Genomic DNA, 16,727 nt, shown 5'->3' with positions numbered 1-16,727 from the left:
ATTGGCCTTCGGGTGGGACGGTGATCCTGCGCGATGGCACCACCTTGGTCAGGGCCGTATTGCGCGTGCTCCAGGCCCGGGTGGGCGATCAGGAGTATTGGAGCTGAATGGCATACGCTGACCAACAGATGAGCGGTAACAAGATCACCGCGCTCATCATCGTTGCGATCCTTCATGTCGTCGTCGGCTATGCGCTGGTTTCAGGGCTGGCGTATTCGGCGATTCAGAAGGTGAAAGAGGTGACCTCGGCGGTCAACATCGAGGAAGAGAAGCCGCCGGAGGAACCGCCTCCGCCGCCTCCTCCGAAGGATGACACGCCGCCCCCGCCGATCGTCGCGCCTCCGCCGCCGATCAGCTTTAACGCGCCAGCACCTCAGGTGCAGACGGTTAATGAAGCGCCCCCGATTCCGGCACCGCCGGCACCGGTTGCTCTTCCTGCGCCGCCTGCAGCGCCGCCGCCGCCGCGGTTTACTCCCAAGGCCGCTGCGCCAAAGGGTAATCCTGGCAACTGGGCGACGTCTAACGACTACCCCTCGCGTGCGCTTCGCGAAGAGCGTGAAGGCACCACGGGTTTCCGTGTCACTGTTGGTACCGACGGCAAGGTTACGGACTGCCAGATCACAAGATCTTCCGGCAGCCCCGATCTTGACGAGGCTACCTGCGCCAACGTCCGTCGTCGTGCACGCTTTGCGCCTGCAACCGATGGCGAAGGCAACCCGACCACGGGCGCATACTCGAACTCGATCCGCTGGGTCATTCCGAAGGACTGATGTCCTTCAAAGAATGACTTGGTCGGACGGCACGGACCCGAAAGCCCCCGGTCTCTCAGCCGACTGGCTTTCACGCACTTTGATTTGATTTGAGAGGAAGACTCGCATGTCCATCTACTCGCTTGCCGCTGCGGCCGCCAACGCCGCGCCGCAGAACAAGTTCGGTTTCGCCGAAGCGCTGGAGCAGGGCGGTTTCATCGCTTATGCTACCGTCGTGATCCTCGGCATCATGTCGTTTGGCTCGTTCTTCATTCTGTTCACGAAGTTCTTCGAACAGAACAAGATCCTCAGCCAGTACAAGACCATCCGCTCGACCTTCTGGAAGGCTCCGAGCCTCAAGGAAGGCGCTGCCAAGCTCGACAAGAACTCGGCATGGCGCCAGCTCGTCGATGACGGCATCGCAGCTGAAGACCAGCACGCCAAGATGACCGACGCTCTCGAAGCGCACGACTGGCTGCACGGCTCGCTCGCTCGCTCGGAAGCTTCGGTGAACTCGAAGCTTGCTGGCGGTCTGCCGTTCCTGGCAACCGTGGGCGCAACTTCGCCGTTCATCGGTCTGTTCGGTACCGTGGTCGGCATCTACCGCGCACTCATCAACATCGGTCTGGCCGGTTCGGCTTCGATCGACAAGGTTGCTGGTCCGGTTGGTGAAGCGCTCATCATGACCGCACTTGGTCTGCTGGTCGCCGTTCCGGCCGTGCTTGCCTACAACTGGCTGCAGGCACGCAACAAGAAGATCGCTGAACTGCTGTCGGGCTTCTCGACCGACGTTCTTGCGAACATCACCTCGAAGGGCGCTGTGAAGCCCGCCACCCCGGCGGCTCCTGCAACCCCGGCCGCTCCGGTCAAGAAGTAAGCCTGAACCGGGCTAGCGGTTCGCCGCTGGCCCCTTTCCGGAAACGCGGGTCTTCGCCGGAGATGTTCTTTCGGAACACTCCGGCACCTCCCGCGGCTCAGAACGGATAGGATGTAACCCATGGCAATGTCTGTAGGCGGCGCTGGCGGTCAAGAACGCCCGATGTCGGACATCAACACCACGCCGCTCGTGGACGTGATGCTGGTGCTGCTGATTATCTTCCTCATCGCGGTGCCGGTCGCGATCCAGACTATCGAAAAGCTCAAGGTTCCGGTCCTTCCCAGCGAGGAATCGCAGGACAAGGTCGAAAACCTGATGCTTTCGGTTGTTTCGACCGACGCCGCGGGCCGCAGCCCGAAGGAACCCGGATATGAGGGTTCGTCGCGCACTGGCCAGTGCCGCGTCTATTTCAACAACACCAGCCCGGTGGACAACCAGGAGCTGTACCAGCAGGCTTTCAATCGTCTCGATTCGATTGTGAAGCGTGAAGGCGGCGCCGAGAATATGGACCCGGAAAAGATCCCCGAAGTGCACATTCGTGGCGACGTGAACGTCCCCTGGAAGTGCATCGCTGGTGCGATCTATAACGTCCAGACGGCGGGTTATCCCAAGGTCGGCTTCATCTCCACCCCGGTTGACCCCAACGGCTAAGGCCGGTCCGAAAACGAAGGGGCAGGCTGCCCCGGCAGCCTGACCTTCCGGGCAAGAGAGCGAACAGGAGTACCAATCATGGGAATGAGCGCCGGCAAGGATGATGGCGAGCCGATGATGGAAATGAACACGACGCCGTTGATCGACGTCATGCTCGTTCTCCTCATCATGTTCATCATCACCATCCCCGTGGCCACCCACGCGGTGAACATCGACCTTCCGCAGCCGTCGGCCGTGCCGAACAACGTCACGATCGATCCGATCAAGAACAAGCTTGTTTTGACCGCCTCAAACCAGATCCTCTGGAACGGTGCGGCAATCAACAACAGCCAACTTGTCTCGATCATTCAGGCGACCAAGGGCATCGACCCTGAGCCTGAACTGCAGTTCGCGCCGGAAGAGTATGCGAGCTATGAAATCGCGAACCAGATGATGAAGATCATCACGGACGCGAAGGTCACCAAGTTTGGCTTCGTCGGCAACGAAAACTTCGCAACCTTCCAGAAGGCTGGCCAGTAAGCCCCTTCCCGAAGAGCACAGTTTTCGCCACAAAGCAGAAACACGAAAAGGGAGCGGAGCAATCCGCTCCCTTTTTATTTGGGGATTTACTTTTTGGGGACCTGACACCGTCGCAAACCCTGCCAGCTGCGCCTAATTTCGCGTCTGGCCCCATATGTCTCGCTCGGCTCTCGCAAGCGGGCGGGGCTGGCGCATTGGTTTACGGCGGTTGTGAACCTTGGGGGTTTGCAAAGGGCGTAGTCGCCATGTGTTTGGCGATTACAAACTGCGTGGTCAGGGCCTTCGCGCATAAGTGCAACGACCGGCTATCTCCGCCGTTGCTTTTCCTTCCGGCCTCGCTGGGAATAGCGCCGCAGACCATGGCATCTCGCCCTGCCTGCTCCCGCTCTTCCAAGGCGGGCGCAGGCAGGGCGAGATGCCATGCTTCCACACGGCAAGCTTCGCTTCCGGCGATATCACCGTTGCTAGTCTGCGAGGGCTGAGAACGCGAAAGTCGCAGGATTACGGACTTTACCCGTCGGCCTGCGTATCCATCGCAGCGACTGCCTTGCTGCGGCTTACCAGCAGCTTGTCGATCTTGCGCCCGTCCATGTCGACCACTTCAAAACGCCAGCCCTGATCGTGGAAGTGTTCACCTTCGTTGGGTAGGCGCTTCAACACGGACAGACAGAAGCCCGCTGTGGTGGCAAATTCGCGGTCATCGGGCAGGTCCAGCCCCAGCCGGTCGGCCAGAGCATCGGCAGGCAGTGCGCCTGAAATCAGCAGCGATCCGTCCTCGCGTTCCACCACCATCGGCTCGTCGCCAGCATCGCTGTGGCCGACGAAGTTGCCCGCGATGGCCGCCAGCAGGTCTGCCGGCGTCACAATGCCTTCCAGATGGCCATATTCGTCATGCACCAGCGCGATGGCCACTTCGGCCTGCTGGATCATCGCCAGCGCGTCCATGGTGTCGAGCTGGTCGGGCACGATGGCAGGTTTTTTCATCAATCGGCCCAGTTGCACCCGACGTCCGCGAAGCAGTGTGGAGAGTACATCGCGCACTTTCACCACCCCCACGATTCTGTCGACAGACCCATCTGCCACCAGCAGCAGCGAATGCGGGCTGTCTTCAATCGCGGCGCGCAGGTCCGATTCTGGCGCGCGACGTTCAATCCAGTGCAATTCGGTTCGCGGGGTCATCACTTCACGCACCGGGCGTTCGGCCAGACGCATGATACCGGTCATCAGCGCACGTTCTTCTTCCTCGATCACCCCTGAACGCGTGGCTTCGGCAAAGATCATGTGCAGCTCTTCGGCCGTCACTTCCTGCTCGCTACCCTTTTTCAGGCCGAGCAGGCGGATGATGAGGCTGGAGGAGTTGTCGAGCGTCCACACGAATGGCGCGGTAATTTTCGACATCATCGCCATGGCCGGCGCAGCCAGCTTGGCAATGGGTTCGGCAGCGCGCAGGGCAAGCTGCTTGGGCACCAGTTCGCCCACCACAAGGCTGAGGTACGTGGTGAACGCGATGACCACCACAAAGCCTGCATCGTCGGCATATTGCGCCGGGAAGCCCCAAGCCGAAAGGCGTTCAGCCATAGGTCCACCAAGGCTGGACCCCGAATAGGCACCGGCGATGATGCCGACCAGCGTAATACCGATCTGCACCGTCGATAAAAATTTTCCGGGGTCAGCGGCCAGTTCCAGCGCGATCTTCGCACCCTTGCTGCCTTCCTCGGCGGCGACCTTCAGCCGCGCCGGGCGCGCGGATACAATCGCCAGTTCCGACATGGAAAACAAGCCGTTGAGCACAACGAGGCCCAGAATGATGAGGACGTCAGACCAAGGAAAAGGTGTCACACAACGGCCCCTAACAGATTTCACTGAAAAGGCGAATAGTCCCCGCATTGTTCCCGAATATGTCTGTGCGGGTTCCCGTTCGGGAACCGTTCAGTCGAAGTGGGCGTATTTGCTTTTGTCAAAGCGGTAATCCGAAGCGTAATGTCGCGTTTGGAATACCGGTCGAAGGGGACAGGAAATGAAAATTCGTCGCGTCATGATGTCGAGCCTGTGTGCGGTTTCGCTGGTCAGCCTTTCGGCTTGCGTCACCGATCCCAACACCGGGGAACAGAAAGTTTCGCGCACGGCCATTGGCGGCATCGGCGGCGCGCTGGGCGGTGCTCTGTTGGGCGGCCTGATCGGCGGCAAGACCGGTCGCATCGTGGGTGCGGGCATCGGCGGTGTGGCCGGTGGTGTGATTGGCTATCAGAAGGATAAGCAGATCCGCGAACTGCGCGAACAGACCGCAGGCAGCGGCGTTGACGTGACCGAAACCGACGGCGGTCAGGCAATTCTCGTCAACCTGCCCAACGGCGTGACGTTCGATGTCGACAGTTCGGCTGTGAAGCCCGGCTTCCGCGAAACGCTGGACAAGGTGGCGCAGTCGCTCACCCAATATCCCAACTCGCTGATCGACGTTTACGGCCACACCGATTCGACCGGCTCGGACGCCTACAACCAGGCCCTGTCCGAACGCCGCGCCCGCGCCGTGGCCGATTACCTGACCTCGCGCGGGGTCAACTATGCCCGCGTGCGCAGCCAAGGTTATGGCGAAAGCCAGCCGGTTGCCTCCAACGCCACCGAAGAAGGCCGTTCGGCCAACCGCCGCGTGGAAATCAAGATCGTGCCGATCAGCCAGGATGATGTGAACGCTGCCCGCTCCGGCCAGTAATCCACCCATCTCATACGAACAGCGGCGTCGCTCCCTGGTGGAGCGGCGCCGTTTATTATGCGGCAATTTGGACGTTGACCGCGCTTGCCCCGTGCTGGCATCGGCGGCGCAAAGGAGATTGCAGGCATGTCGATTAACCGCCGCCCGATCAATGGCCGGGACACCAACCCCATCGGTCTTGGCTGCATGTCGTTGAGCTGGGCCTATGGTGGTCGGCCAAGCGAGGAGGATGGCATCCGTCTGCTCCAGCACGCGGTCGATATCGGTTACGATCACTTCGATACCGCGCGTCTCTATGGCCTGGGTCACAACGAAACGCAGGTCGGCACCGCGCTGAAGGGGCGGCGCAACAAGGTGTTCCTCGCGTCGAAGATGGGCATCTTCGCCAGCGGGGACAAACGTGGCATCGACTGCCATCCCGATACCATCCGCAGCGAACTGGAAGTCTCGCTCAAGCTGCTGCAAGTCGACCATATCGACCTGTATTACATGCACCGCCGCGATTTTTCCGTCCCTATCGAAGATTCGGTAGGCGCGATGGCCGACCTTGTGAAAGAGGGCAAGATCGGCGCCATTGGCCTGTCGGAAATGTCGGCCGATACGTTGCGCCGCGCCGCTGCGGTTCATCCCATTGCCGCGATGCAGACCGAATACTCGCTGTGGACACGGCAGGCGGAAATCGCCGTGCTCGATGCCTGCCGTGAACTTGGGACCACCTTTGTTGCCTTTTCGCCTGTCGGTCGCGGGGTTCTGGCTGGTGGCGTGGACGATCCCGCCGCGTTGGAGGAAAAGGACATCCGCCGCGCCATGCCGCGATTCATGGGCGATAACTGGCCAAAGAACCATGCGCTGATCCAGCGGTTCAATGCCATTGCCGCGCGTGAAGGCGTCACCCCGGCGCAACTTTCGCTGGGCTGGGTGCTGTCGCGCGGCGACCACATCGTCGCCATCCCCGGCACCGGCAAGATTGCCCATCTGGAAGAAAACATCGCGCGCTGGGACTGGGAAATTCCGGCCACACTGGCGGCAGAAGTCGACGCGCTTATCAACCAGCAGACCGTTGCCGGTCACCGTTATGCCGGGGTCATGCTGCCCACCATCGATACCGAAGACTTCGCGTAAGAATTACACCAGCTTCGCGGCGCGGTCGGCCAGGCGGTCAACCGCTGCCGCGTGGATGGCAGGTGATGTGACCAGCAGGCCGAACGCACGCGGATCACGCTTGTTGTAATCCAGCGGTTGCCCAAAAGCATCGGAAACCGCCGCGCCCGCCTCGCGCGCGATCAGGCTGGCGGCTGCAATGTCCCATTCAAAGCCCCAGCGCAGCGTGGCCAGCAGGTCGGCCTCGTTCGCGCCGACCATGGCAATACGCAGCGCGATGGAATTGGGCTTGTCGACCATCACCAGATCCGAATCGATCTTGGGCAGGCTGTCTGCCGGAACTCGCGCGCCGGGCAGCACGGTGCGGGTGCTGGCGCTGATGGGCAGACCATTTCGCGTGGCGCCTTGCCCGGCAACTGCGCTCCAGTATTCGCCGCGTGCCGGGGCCGCCAGAATGCCGATCAGCGGACGGCCTTCACTGACCAGCGCTACCGATACCGACCAGCCGGGCCTGCCGCGCACGAAATCCCGCGTGCCGTCCACCGGATCGACCAGCCAGCACAGCCCGCGTTCCAGCCGGTCAGGATGATCCACCGTTTCTTCGGAAAGCCAGCCCGCCGATGGCAGCAAAGCGCCCAATTCGCGTTTCAGAAAGCCGTCGACGGCAATATCCGCATCGCACACCGGGCTGCCTGGGGTCTTTTCCCAGACCTGTGGCGCGTGGCCGTGGCCGGGCCAAAGTGCCAGTGCCATTTCGCCGGCAGCGCGGCAGATGGCATGAAGGCGATCATAGTCGATCATCGTGCGTCCCTGGTCAGGCTGACTCTCAGATGTTTGTGCAATTGCGAGTTGTTATCAAAGATAGGTTGATGCCTAGCATTTACGCCCCTTTTCAAGCCCTGCATGCTGTGCTTAAGGCATAGCGACTCAAAGCGCCATTGGCGGCGCATACCTTTGCGCCGATGGTGGCGCGCCTGTCGGTTTTCCGGTCAATGCCGGAGCACCATTCAAGTCGGGGATCACGCATGAACGTTCATGAATATCAGGGCAAGGAACTGCTGGCGAAGTTTGGCGTGGGCATCCCGGCAGGTATTGCCGCGCTGACCGTCGAAGAAGCCGTTGCCGCGGCAAAGCAGCTTCCGGGGCCGCTCTATGTGGTCAAGGCCCAGATCCATGCCGGTGGCCGCGGCAAGGGCAAGTTCAAGGAACTGCCCGCCGATGCCAAGGGCGGCGTGCGCCTCGCCAAGAGCATTGAAGAAGTTGAAGCATTCGCCAAGGAAATGCTCGGCAACACGCTCGTCACCGTGCAGACTGGCGAAGCCGGCAAGCAGGTCAACCGCCTCTACGTGACCGACGGTGTCGACATCGATAAGGAATACTACCTGTCGATGGTCGTTGACCGCGCCACCAGCCGCGTCGCCATGATCGTGTCGACCGAAGGCGGCATGGACATTGAAGAAGTCGCGCATTCGACGCCGGAAAAGATCGCCACGATCACCATCGATCCGGCTGAAGGCTTCATGCCGCACCACGGCCGCGCTGTCGGCTTCGCGCTGGGCCTGTCGGGTGACCTGAACAAGCAGGCCGCCACGATCGCGCAGCAGCTTTACACCGCATTCGTCGCGCTCGATTGCGACATGCTCGAAATCAACCCGCTGGTGCAGACCAAGGACGGCAACCTGCTGGTCCTCGACACCAAGATGAGCTTTGATTCGAACTCGCTCTATCGTCACCCTGACGTTTTCGCCCTGCGTGACGAAACCGAAGAAGACCCGGCGGAAATCGAAGCCAGCAAGTATGACCTTGCCTACATCAAGCTGGATGGCAACATCGGCTGCATGGTGAACGGTGCTGGCCTTGCCATGGCGACGATGGACATCATCAAGCTGAACGGCGAATTCCCGGCCAACTTCCTCGACGTGGGCGGTGGCGCGACCAAGGAAAAGGTCACGGCTGCGTTCAAGATCATCCTGAAGGACCCGGCGGTGAAGGGCATTCTCGTCAACATCTTCGGCGGGATCATGAAGTGCGACATCATCGCCGACGGTATCGTCGCTGCGGCGAAGGAAGTGAACCTCTCGGTTCCGCTCGTCGTTCGCCTCGAAGGCACCAACGTCCAGCAGGGCAAGGACATTCTGGCCAACTCCGGTCTGCCGATCGTCGCTGCCAACGATCTGGGCGATGCCGCCAAGAAGATCGTTGCCGAAGTGCGTGCGGTCGCCTGATCGCAGCGCTTTTCCGGTAACGGACAAGCAAGGGGGGCGCCGGGCAACTGGCGCCCCTTTTTCGTGGCCGGAACAAATGCGTTAATCTGCCCATCCTGACAGATTGGAGGAGTTGACGTTTACGTAAGCGCAAATTATGCCGCCTGAGCAAGTTTTGAGGAAAGGACTGGCGCGATGAAGGCCCTTGTCTGCGTGAAGCGCGTGATTGACTACAACGTGAAGCCTCGAGTGAAGGCGGATGGTACGGGAGTTGATCTTGCGAACGTGAAGATGAGCATGAACCCGTTTGACGAGATCGCGGTTGAGGAAGCCATTCGCCTGAAGGAAAAGGGCGTGGTGAGCGAGATTGTGGCGGTGTCGGTGGGACCGGCCAAGGCGCAGGAAACCTTGCGCACGGCGCTGGCGATGGGCGCTGACCGGGCCATTCTGGTGCAGAGCGATGATGAGGTTGAACCTCTGGCTGTGGCCAAGATCATCAAGGGCATTGCCGATGAAGAGGCCCCCGGCCTGATCATCACCGGCAAGCAGGCGATCGACGATGACAGCAATCAGGTGGGCCAGATGGTCGCCGCACTGCTGGGCCGTCCGCAGGGCACCTTTGCCAACGAAGTTGCGGTTGAAGGCGATTCGGTCGTGGTCAAGCGCGAGGTCGATGGCGGCCTTGAAACGGTGAAGCTGGCCCTGCCCGCAGTGGTCACCACCGACCTTCGTTTGAACGAGCCGCGCTATGCCAGCCTGCCCAACATCATGAAGGCCAAGTCCAAGCCCTTGGCGAACAAGACGCCTGCCGATTACGGCGTCGACACCGCGCCCCGCCTCAAGACGCTGAAAGTCACCGAACCGCCGGTGCGCAGCGCCGGGATCAAGGTGGCCGATGTCGATGCACTTGTCGCCAAGCTCAAGGAACTGGGAGTAGCCTGATGTCGAACGTTCTCGTTTGGGTCGAACACGACAACGCATCGGTCAAGGATGCAACGCTGGCCGCCGTCACCGCCGCTGCCCAGCTTGGCGAAGTGACTGCCCTTGTCGTCGGAGCCGCCTGCGATGGCGCGGCCACTGCCGCCGCGCAGATCGCAGGCGTGGCCAAGGTCATCAAGGCTGATGACGCGGCCTATGCCAATGCGCTGGCAGAAAACGTCGCGCCGCTGATTGCGGGCCTGATGGCAGGCTACGACGCCTTTGTTGCGCCCGCCACCACCACCGGCAAGAACGTCGCCCCGCGCGTGGCCGCGCTGCTCGATGTCATGCAGATCTCGGACATTCTCTCGGTCGAAGGCCCCAAGACCTTCACCCGTCCGATCTATGCCGGCAACGCCATCGCCACGGTCGAATCCAGCGACGCCAAGCTGGTCATCACCGTGCGCGGCACCGCCTTTGCCAAGGCCGAAGCCACGGGCGGCAGCGCCAGCGTCGAAGCCGCCACCGCCACGCCCGACAGCGGCCTTTCCACCTTCATCAGCGCCGAAATCGCCAAGAGCGAACGCCCTGAACTGACCAGCGCCAAGATCATCGTATCGGGCGGCCGCGCGCTGAAGGACGCCGCGACCTTCGAAGCGACGATCACCCCGCTGGCCGACAAGCTGGGCGCGGGCATCGGCGCCAGCCGCGCCGCGGTCGACGCAGGCTACGTGCCCAACGACTATCAGGTCGGCCAGACCGGCAAGATCGTCGCGCCCGAAGTCTACATCGCGGTCGGCATCTCCGGCGCGATCCAGCACCTTGCCGGCATGAAGGACTCCAAGACCATCATCGCCATCAACAAGGACGAAGACGCCCCCATCTTCCAGGTCGCCGACATCGGCCTCGTTGGCGACCTCTTCACCATCGTACCGGAACTTACCGGGAAACTGTGAGTTTCCGTCCGTGATGGGCGGGAAATCAGACAATACCGAGGGCAGCCCACGGCCAAACCATGGCCGCGCTGCCCTTCTGGCGGCGGTGGCTCGTGGTGCGCGCCTTTCGCCCAGCTACCTCATGCTCGTGGCACTGGCCACAGCCATTGCCCACGTTGGTCTGCTGATGGACTCAGCGCCAGTGGTGATCGGCGCCATGCTGATATCGCCACTGCTTGGGCCGATCATGGCATTCGGCTTTGGCGTTGCCATTTTCGAACTGGCGCTGTTGCGACGTGCAGCCTTGGCGCTGGGCGCCGGGATGGTTCTGGCAGTGCTGATTTCGATCGTGCTAACCTGGCTTTCGCCCATTCAGGACGTCACCCCATCCATCCTTGCCCGCGTCCGTCCCAACCTGCTGGATCTGCTGGTGGCGGTGTTTGGCGGTATTGCCGGGGCTTATGCTACGGTTCGGCGCGAAGCGATCAGCCTGGTCGGCGTTGCCATTGCCACGGCGCTGGTCCCGCCGCTGGCCGTCGTCGGGTTTTCCATCGCCACAGGCCGCATGGATTTTGCCTGGGGCGCGCTGCTGCTGTTCATTACCAACGCCACGGCCATCGCCCTGATGGCGACGATCACCGCGCGTGTCCGGGGTTTTGGCACGCACCTTTCGCCGCGCCAAAGCTGGGCGCAGACAGCCGGAATTCTCGCCACTCTGGTCGCTCTGGCCATTCCGCTGGGCCTGCGTCTGGCGGCCAACGTGCGCGAGGCGCGTGCACAATCGGCCATCAACCGTCAATTGCAGGAACTCGCCGGGCCAGGCGCAAGGATCGACCGGCTTGACAGCAACCTTGCCGCCACTCCGGCACAGGTTGATGCAGTCGTCATGGCACCGAGTTTCAGCGATGGCTTGCAAGATCGTTTTGCAGACCGGGTTGAAGGGGTGCTGGGCCGCAATGCAAATGTGCGTCTTGTCCAGATTCGCAGCGGCACGCCCGAAGCGGATGATGCCCGCCGCGCACTGGAAGGCGTTATCGCCACCGAACGCACGCGCAAGGAAGAGGTCACCCGCCTGCGCGCCACGCTTGCCCGGATTGTCGATGGCGATGGTTCAGCGGTACTGGTTGATCCTGAACGTCGGTCCGCCCGCGTGTTTTCGGCTGAAGCCCTGCCGCCTCCGACCCTTGCCGCCCTGCAGATCGCATTTCCGGGTTGGACCCTGACATGGGGTGAGGCTGAAGTGCAGCCCGATCCAGCCCCTAGCGCAGCCGTAACGTCAAGCACTGACTGAATTCGTCCAGCACATAGTCGGCAAAGGCCGCGCAGGGCGCAAAGCCGTGTTTGCGATAAAGCCGCAGGGCCGGTTCAAAGGCAGGGCCGCTGCCGGTTTCAAGGCTCACCTGCGCATAACCGCGCGCCCGTGCCACGCCCAACAGATGCAGCAACATAGCTTCGCCCACACCTTTGCCCAGCCAGTCGGGAGCCACGCGCATCGATTTCAGCTCGCCATGGGTATCGTCCAGCGCCTTGATCGCGCCCATCCCCGCCAGTGCATCGCCGGCCCATGCCGAAAAGAACGTAACCCCCGGCTGCCGCAGCTTTTCCACCGGCAAGGCGTGAACCTTGCACGCGGGCGAATGGGCATGCATCCCGTCAAGATGCAGCGCCACCAGCGCGCGGATCGCTTCGCCAGAAAGGTCGTCCTCGACAATTCGCAAGTTCATGGTCAAGCCTTGTCGCTGTGCTTGTCGGCCTTGCGGCGGCCAAAACGCATCCCCGTTTCCAGCCGCGCGCGAAGCTGGGCGTAATAGGCCTCAAGAAAGGCCCTTTCATCGCCCGCGCCTGCATTCCAGCCGATCTTGCCGCAGATTGTCTGGGCCACATCGCGCATGGCTTCCTCGCGGTTGTCGCGCAGCACGCGCTCCAGCACCTGCAATTCAAATTCGCCATACACGGCAAGGTCGGCATCGCTGAACCGGTATTGCGCGCCGGTTTCGCCTGACCGCCCCTTTGCCCCTTCACCGACCGAAAGCGCCTGTTCCAGCTTGCGTTTGGGGGCTTCCACCACCCACGTCCCGGCAATCAGATCGCCGCAGCGCAGCCGATCACGGTTGAAGAACGGGAACAGCACGAAGATCAGGAACCAGACAAGTCCTGCCCACGCCGCCATTTCGGTATCGCTGCCATCGATGGTGGCGGAGACGATAAAGATGAGCGGCATGAACAGTTCGATATCGCGCACCAGATTGCGCGCGATCACCGCTTCGGTCGTCAACCGCCCCGCATTGCCGCCGCGCGCCCGCGCCGCCACGCGGATGCCGGTAATGCGCTTGCCCGGCGTGGCCCCGCGCGGCCCCAGTTCAAAGAACAGGAACCAGGCGTTGCGAAACAGGAACACCAGCACGATCCACATCACGGCCATGGCCTGAACCGCGCGTTCCGCGGGGGAATTGCCCCGGTTGAAGTTCAACCCGGCACTGTCCGCCACATAGGCCAGAAGGATGGTCATCCCGATCATCGCGCCCAGAATCATCGCCAGATCAAGGAATAGCGCCGCCGCCCGCGCCCCGCGCGATGCCAGCAAAAAGGGTATGGGCACACCTTCGGGCGTCAACACCACCCGCCGCCGTTTGGCTTCATGGTCAAGCAGCGCGCGGCGCGGTTCGGACGATCTGCGCCAGAAGCGCCAGTTTCGCGCCATCAGACCCGCACCCCGCGTCGGAAAGCAAAGAAGTATCCGCTCCACATCACCAGCATGAAGCCGCCGACGATGAACCGCGACGGGGTGGAATCCACCAGTTGTCGGGCAAAACCTTCGAGCACGGCGGCAATGACCAGCATCAGCACCACGCCTGTCATCACTTGCGCCGCGCGCCGTCCGGCTTCGGCCGCCGCATCCATGATCGATGCGTTACCGGGAAAGGCCATCGCCCGGCCCACATGAATGCCTGCCGCACCTGCCAGCAGAATGGCGAACAGTTCGGTCGTGCCATGGATGGAAAGCCAGCCGATGAAATCAATCAGCAGGCCCTGCCCATGATAAAGCCACAGCATGGCCCCCAGCATGGCCGTGTTGTGGATCAGCAGCAGCATGGTGGGCAGGCCAAAGGCAAAGCCTAGCGCAAAGCACAGGATCGATACTTGCGCGTTGTTGCTGAACAGACCCGCGGCGAACACGCTCATCCCGTCCTGATCCTGATTGCCGAACAGGGTGCCACGCAACACTTCGCGGCTGGCACCGGGCACACGTTCATCGGCAAAACTGCCACCGACCAGCGCGTGATACCATTCGGGATTGCCCGCCACCAGCAGCCAGCCAACAACGCCGCCGGCAATCATCAACGCCAGCGCGATCAGGATATCGCTGCCCATCGCGCGCACCGAAGCGCTCCATTCCCCGCCCAGAAAACGCCGAAACCACGACCACAGCGATGCGCGTGGACCATAGACCAGAAACCACGCCCGCTGCGTCAACGCTTCCAGATAGCTGACCAGCGCTGCGTCGAGCGAGGTTTCGCGCGCGATGGAAAGGCTGGACGCCGCTGTGCGATAGAGCGCGGGCAGGGCCAGCAGATCGGCATCGGACAGCCCGCGCATCCTGCCCTTTTCCATCCGCACGACAATGGCTTCCAGCCGCTTCCAGTCGCCCTCGCGCTCCAGCCGGAACCGGTCTGACCGCAGCGCGGCCTGTTCTGCGGCAACCGCCTGTTTTGTAGGCTTGGTAAACCAGCCGCCGATTTTCTGCGCAATCCCGGTGGTCACGGCGCTCATCCGATTCGCCCCTCGCGCTTGATCGCCAGATAGGTGTCCAGCAATCGGGTGCCGATCTTGTCATGCGGCGCTTCCAGCACGCGCACGCCCAGATGGCGCAGCCGATGCAGCACCAGCGCACGCTGGCGTTGCAGGCTGGTGGCGGTCACCGCCTCGGCCACGGCCTGCATATCGTCCACCGGCGCGGTGGCGATACTGTCCAGTTCAGCGTCGGCCATCACCACGAACAGCACCACATGGCGTTCCACCAGACGGCCGACGTTTTCCACCATCAGTTCCGCACTGGTGGGGTCGGCAAAATCGGAAAACAGCACGATCAGCGACCGGCGCTGCAATCGCCCCGCCAGCGTGGACAGGGCAAGCGTAAAGTTGGGTTCGCCGGGATGATAATCCAGCCCTGCCGCCGCGCGCTGCAACCGGGCAAAGTCGCGGCTGTCGGTGACGAAAGGCGTGGCCACTTCGGGCCGCGCGGCAAAGCCGAACAGGGCCACCCGGTCCTGCGCCTTCAGCGCGACATAGGCGGTGGTCAGCGCGGCGGTCACCGCGCGGTCTATGCGGGGCAGGCCATCGATGGGTTCGCACATCGCCTGGCCGCAATCGAACGCGAACACGATCTGGTTGTTGCGCTCAACCTCGTATTCCTTGGCGAACAGGCGGGCGTGGCGGGCCGAGCTTTTCCAGTCGATCCGGCGGCGGTCCATGCCTGGCTCATATTCGGCCAGCGCCTCGAATTCGGCCCCTTCGCCGCGAATGCGCCGCGCGATCAGGCCGAACTGGGCATCGCGCAGGAAGATTTGCAGCGCCGGGCTGCGCACCGGGGCGATGTTGGGCCACACCCGCACCATGTCATCCAGCGCGCGCTCCACCTGCCGGTGCGCCAGCCCCAGCGGCCCGGTCCAGCGCAGCCATACACGGTTGACCGCGCCCGTCCCGCGCCGGGACGGGATGAGCGTTGCAGCGCCACCCCACACCCCGTCCTGCGGGATCAGCGCCATGGCGATCCGCCCGCCGGGGGCAAGGCGCGGGTCGCACGCCAGCGCGGCTTCTGGCCGGGCGCGCGGGCCAGTGCGGACCAGTTCTGCCAGCACCGAAAGGCTTGCCGGTTCGCCCACTTCGGCGTCTTCGGGCACGATGGCGCGCAGATCAGTCAGCGATCCTGCAAACAGACCATCCAGCACCACCATGGCCAGCAGCGCGCCGCCCAGCGCGGGCGCAACGATCCACGCCTGCGGCACCACGGCGGCCAGCAGCAGCGCCAGCGGCGCCAAGGCCGCCACGATCAACCCGGTGCGCCGGGTGGGCAGAAGGGCAGCCGGTCGGCTCAACGCGGGGCTTCCGTGCCTTCGACCAGTGCGGCGACAATGGCTTCCACCTGCTTGCCTTCGATTTCGGCGGCGGGCGACAGTAGCAGGCGGTGGCGCAAGACGGCGGTGGCCAGCGCCTTTACGTCATCGGGAATCACATAACCGCGTCCGTCCAGCGCCGCCCTTGCGCGCGCAGCGCCTGCCAGCAGCACGGCAGCGCGCGGGCTTGCACCTGCTACCAGATCCCCGGTTTCGCGCGTGGCGCGGATCAGCCGGACGATGTAATCCACCACTGATTCGGCCAGAGTCACTGCGCCGATGGCAGCCTGTGCCTCGGCCAGTTCGGCGGCATCGGTCACCGCTGCAAGGCCCAGTTCGGCAGGCCGTGCTGGCCCGCGCCCTTCGCCATAGCGGGTTACAATCCGCGCCTCTTCTTCAGCCGAAGGGTAGGGCACCAGCAGCTTGAACAGGAAACGATCAAGCTGCGCTTCGGGAAGGGGGTAAACTCCTTGGCTTTCAATGGGATTCTGCGTCGCCACCACCATGAACCGGTCGGACAGGGCGTGGGCTTCGCCATCCAGCGTTACCCGCCGTTCCTGCATCGCTTCCAGCAGCGCAGCTTGCGTCTTGGGCGGGGTGCGGTTGATTTCGTCGGCCAGCACCAGTTCGTGAAAAATCGGGCCACGGGTCAGGGTGAACTGGCTGGTCTGGAAGTTGAAAAGGTTGGAGCCAAGAATGTCCCCCGGCATCAGATCGGGGGTGAACTGAATGCGTCCGAAGTCCAGCCCAAGGGCAGTGGCAAAGCATTGGGCAAGGAATGTCTTGGCGGTTCCGGGCGGTCCTTCCAGCAGGACATGGCCACCGGCGAACAGCGCGATCAGCAGATGGTCCAACACCTGTTCCTGACCCACCACAGCCTTGCCTACTTCGCCGCGTATGCGCTGTGAGAGGTCGCCCAAGGCTTCCAATGTCATGTTAGGTGCCGTTC

Annotated in this window: 17 protein-coding genes; 10 read left to right on the top strand and 7 right to left on the bottom strand. The window is 62.6% G+C overall.

All coding sequences use genetic code 11. The features are described from left to right. The first annotated feature begins 107 nt into the window (after positions 1-107). The 4 genes from OVA07_RS04255 to OVA07_RS04240 all read left to right on the top strand — a co-directional run bounded on the left by OVA07_RS04255 (position 108) and on the right by OVA07_RS04240 (position 2,796). Complete coding sequence (locus OVA07_RS04255; RefSeq protein ID WP_268170228.1) at positions 108-770, top strand: energy transducer TonB; 663 nt, start codon at positions 108-110, stop codon at positions 768-770. Between the two features lie 106 nt (positions 771-876). Beyond that, a complete protein-coding gene (locus OVA07_RS04250; protein ID WP_268170227.1) occupies positions 877-1,626 on the top strand; it encodes a MotA/TolQ/ExbB proton channel family protein in 750 nt (249 codons plus the stop codon). Between the two features lie 120 nt (positions 1,627-1,746). Further along, entirely contained in the window at positions 1,747-2,277 is a 531-nt protein-coding gene (locus tag OVA07_RS04245) for an ExbD/TolR family protein (RefSeq protein WP_268170226.1), read from the top strand. Positions 2,278-2,355: 78 nt separating this feature from the next. Next, complete coding sequence (locus tag OVA07_RS04240; RefSeq protein ID WP_268170225.1) at positions 2,356-2,796, top strand: ExbD/TolR family protein; 441 nt, start codon at positions 2,356-2,358, stop codon at positions 2,794-2,796. Between the two features lie 510 nt (positions 2,797-3,306). On the opposite strand, the gene OVA07_RS04235 is transcribed toward OVA07_RS04240, so the two are convergent. Beyond that, the gene (locus tag OVA07_RS04235) at positions 3,307-4,635 is read right to left on the bottom strand and encodes a hemolysin family protein (protein WP_268170224.1); all 1,329 of its coding nucleotides are present in this window, start codon (positions 4,633-4,635) and stop codon (positions 3,307-3,309) included. Positions 4,636-4,813: 178 nt separating this feature from the next. On the opposite strand from OVA07_RS04235, the gene OVA07_RS04230 reads away from it, so the two are divergent. Next, positions 4,814-5,506 carry an OmpA family protein gene (locus tag OVA07_RS04230; RefSeq protein WP_268170223.1) on the top strand — a complete coding sequence of 231 codons (693 nt, stop codon included), beginning with the start codon at positions 4,814-4,816 and terminating at the stop codon, positions 5,504-5,506. A gap of 126 nt (positions 5,507-5,632) precedes the next feature. After that, positions 5,633-6,628, top strand: a complete 996-nt coding sequence (locus OVA07_RS04225; RefSeq protein ID WP_268170222.1) for an aldo/keto reductase — start codon at positions 5,633-5,635, stop codon at positions 6,626-6,628. 3 nt (positions 6,629-6,631) lie between these two features. Here the strand turns inward: OVA07_RS04225 and OVA07_RS04220 are convergent, their stop codons facing one another. Beyond that, complete coding sequence (locus OVA07_RS04220; protein WP_268170221.1) at positions 6,632-7,408, bottom strand: 3'(2'),5'-bisphosphate nucleotidase CysQ; 777 nt, start codon at positions 7,406-7,408, stop codon at positions 6,632-6,634. Positions 7,409-7,632: 224 nt separating this feature from the next. Here OVA07_RS04220 and sucC point away from each other — a divergent pair, with 224 nt between their 5' ends. The 4 genes from sucC (at position 7,633) to OVA07_RS04200 (ending at position 11,955) form a co-directional block, all read left to right on the top strand. Next, a complete protein-coding gene (sucC, locus tag OVA07_RS04215) occupies positions 7,633-8,832 on the top strand; it encodes an ADP-forming succinate--CoA ligase subunit beta (protein ID WP_268170220.1) in 1,200 nt (399 codons plus the stop codon). A gap of 174 nt (positions 8,833-9,006) precedes the next feature. Next, a complete protein-coding gene (locus tag OVA07_RS04210) occupies positions 9,007-9,753 on the top strand; it encodes an electron transfer flavoprotein subunit beta/FixA family protein (protein WP_268170219.1) in 747 nt (248 codons plus the stop codon). Further along, entirely contained in the window at positions 9,753-10,685 is a 933-nt protein-coding gene (locus tag OVA07_RS04205) for an electron transfer flavoprotein subunit alpha/FixB family protein (protein WP_268170218.1), read from the top strand. Before OVA07_RS04210 ends, OVA07_RS04205 begins: the two co-directional genes overlap by 1 nt. Positions 10,686-10,698: 13 nt before the next feature. Then, on the top strand, positions 10,699-11,955 hold the full coding sequence (locus OVA07_RS04200) for a TIGR00341 family protein (protein WP_268170217.1): 1,257 nt from the start codon (positions 10,699-10,701) through the stop codon (positions 11,953-11,955). Here OVA07_RS04200 and OVA07_RS04195 read toward each other — a convergent pair. The 5 genes from OVA07_RS04195 to OVA07_RS04175 are packed head-to-tail and all read right to left on the bottom strand — an operon-like array spanning position 11,924 to position 16,713. Next, entirely contained in the window at positions 11,924-12,388 is a 465-nt protein-coding gene (locus OVA07_RS04195; protein WP_268170216.1) for a GNAT family N-acetyltransferase, read from the bottom strand. The genes OVA07_RS04200 and OVA07_RS04195 overlap by 32 nt on opposite strands. A 2-nt stretch (positions 12,389-12,390) precedes the next feature. Next, a complete protein-coding gene (locus tag OVA07_RS04190) occupies positions 12,391-13,365 on the bottom strand; it encodes an RDD family protein (RefSeq protein ID WP_268170215.1) in 975 nt (324 codons plus the stop codon). Further along, positions 13,365-14,435: a stage II sporulation protein M gene (locus OVA07_RS04185; RefSeq protein WP_268170214.1), complete on the bottom strand. Its 1,071-nt coding sequence runs from the start codon at positions 14,433-14,435 to the stop codon at positions 13,365-13,367. The genes OVA07_RS04190 and OVA07_RS04185 overlap by 1 nt, the downstream gene beginning before the upstream one ends. Beyond that, a complete protein-coding gene (locus OVA07_RS04180; protein WP_268170213.1) occupies positions 14,432-15,760 on the bottom strand; it encodes a DUF58 domain-containing protein in 1,329 nt (442 codons plus the stop codon). The genes OVA07_RS04185 and OVA07_RS04180 overlap by 4 nt, the downstream gene beginning before the upstream one ends. Then, entirely contained in the window at positions 15,757-16,713 is a 957-nt protein-coding gene (locus tag OVA07_RS04175) for an AAA family ATPase (protein WP_268170212.1), read from the bottom strand. The genes OVA07_RS04180 and OVA07_RS04175 overlap by 4 nt, the downstream gene beginning before the upstream one ends. Positions 16,714-16,727: the final 14 nt, after the last annotated feature.

It is taken from the genome of Novosphingobium sp. SL115 (assembly GCF_026672515.1).
Classification (GTDB): Bacteria; Pseudomonadota; Alphaproteobacteria; order Sphingomonadales; family Sphingomonadaceae; genus Novosphingobium.
Note: the sequence above shows the minus strand (reverse complement) of the source record. Positions and strands in the feature narration are given on the sequence as shown.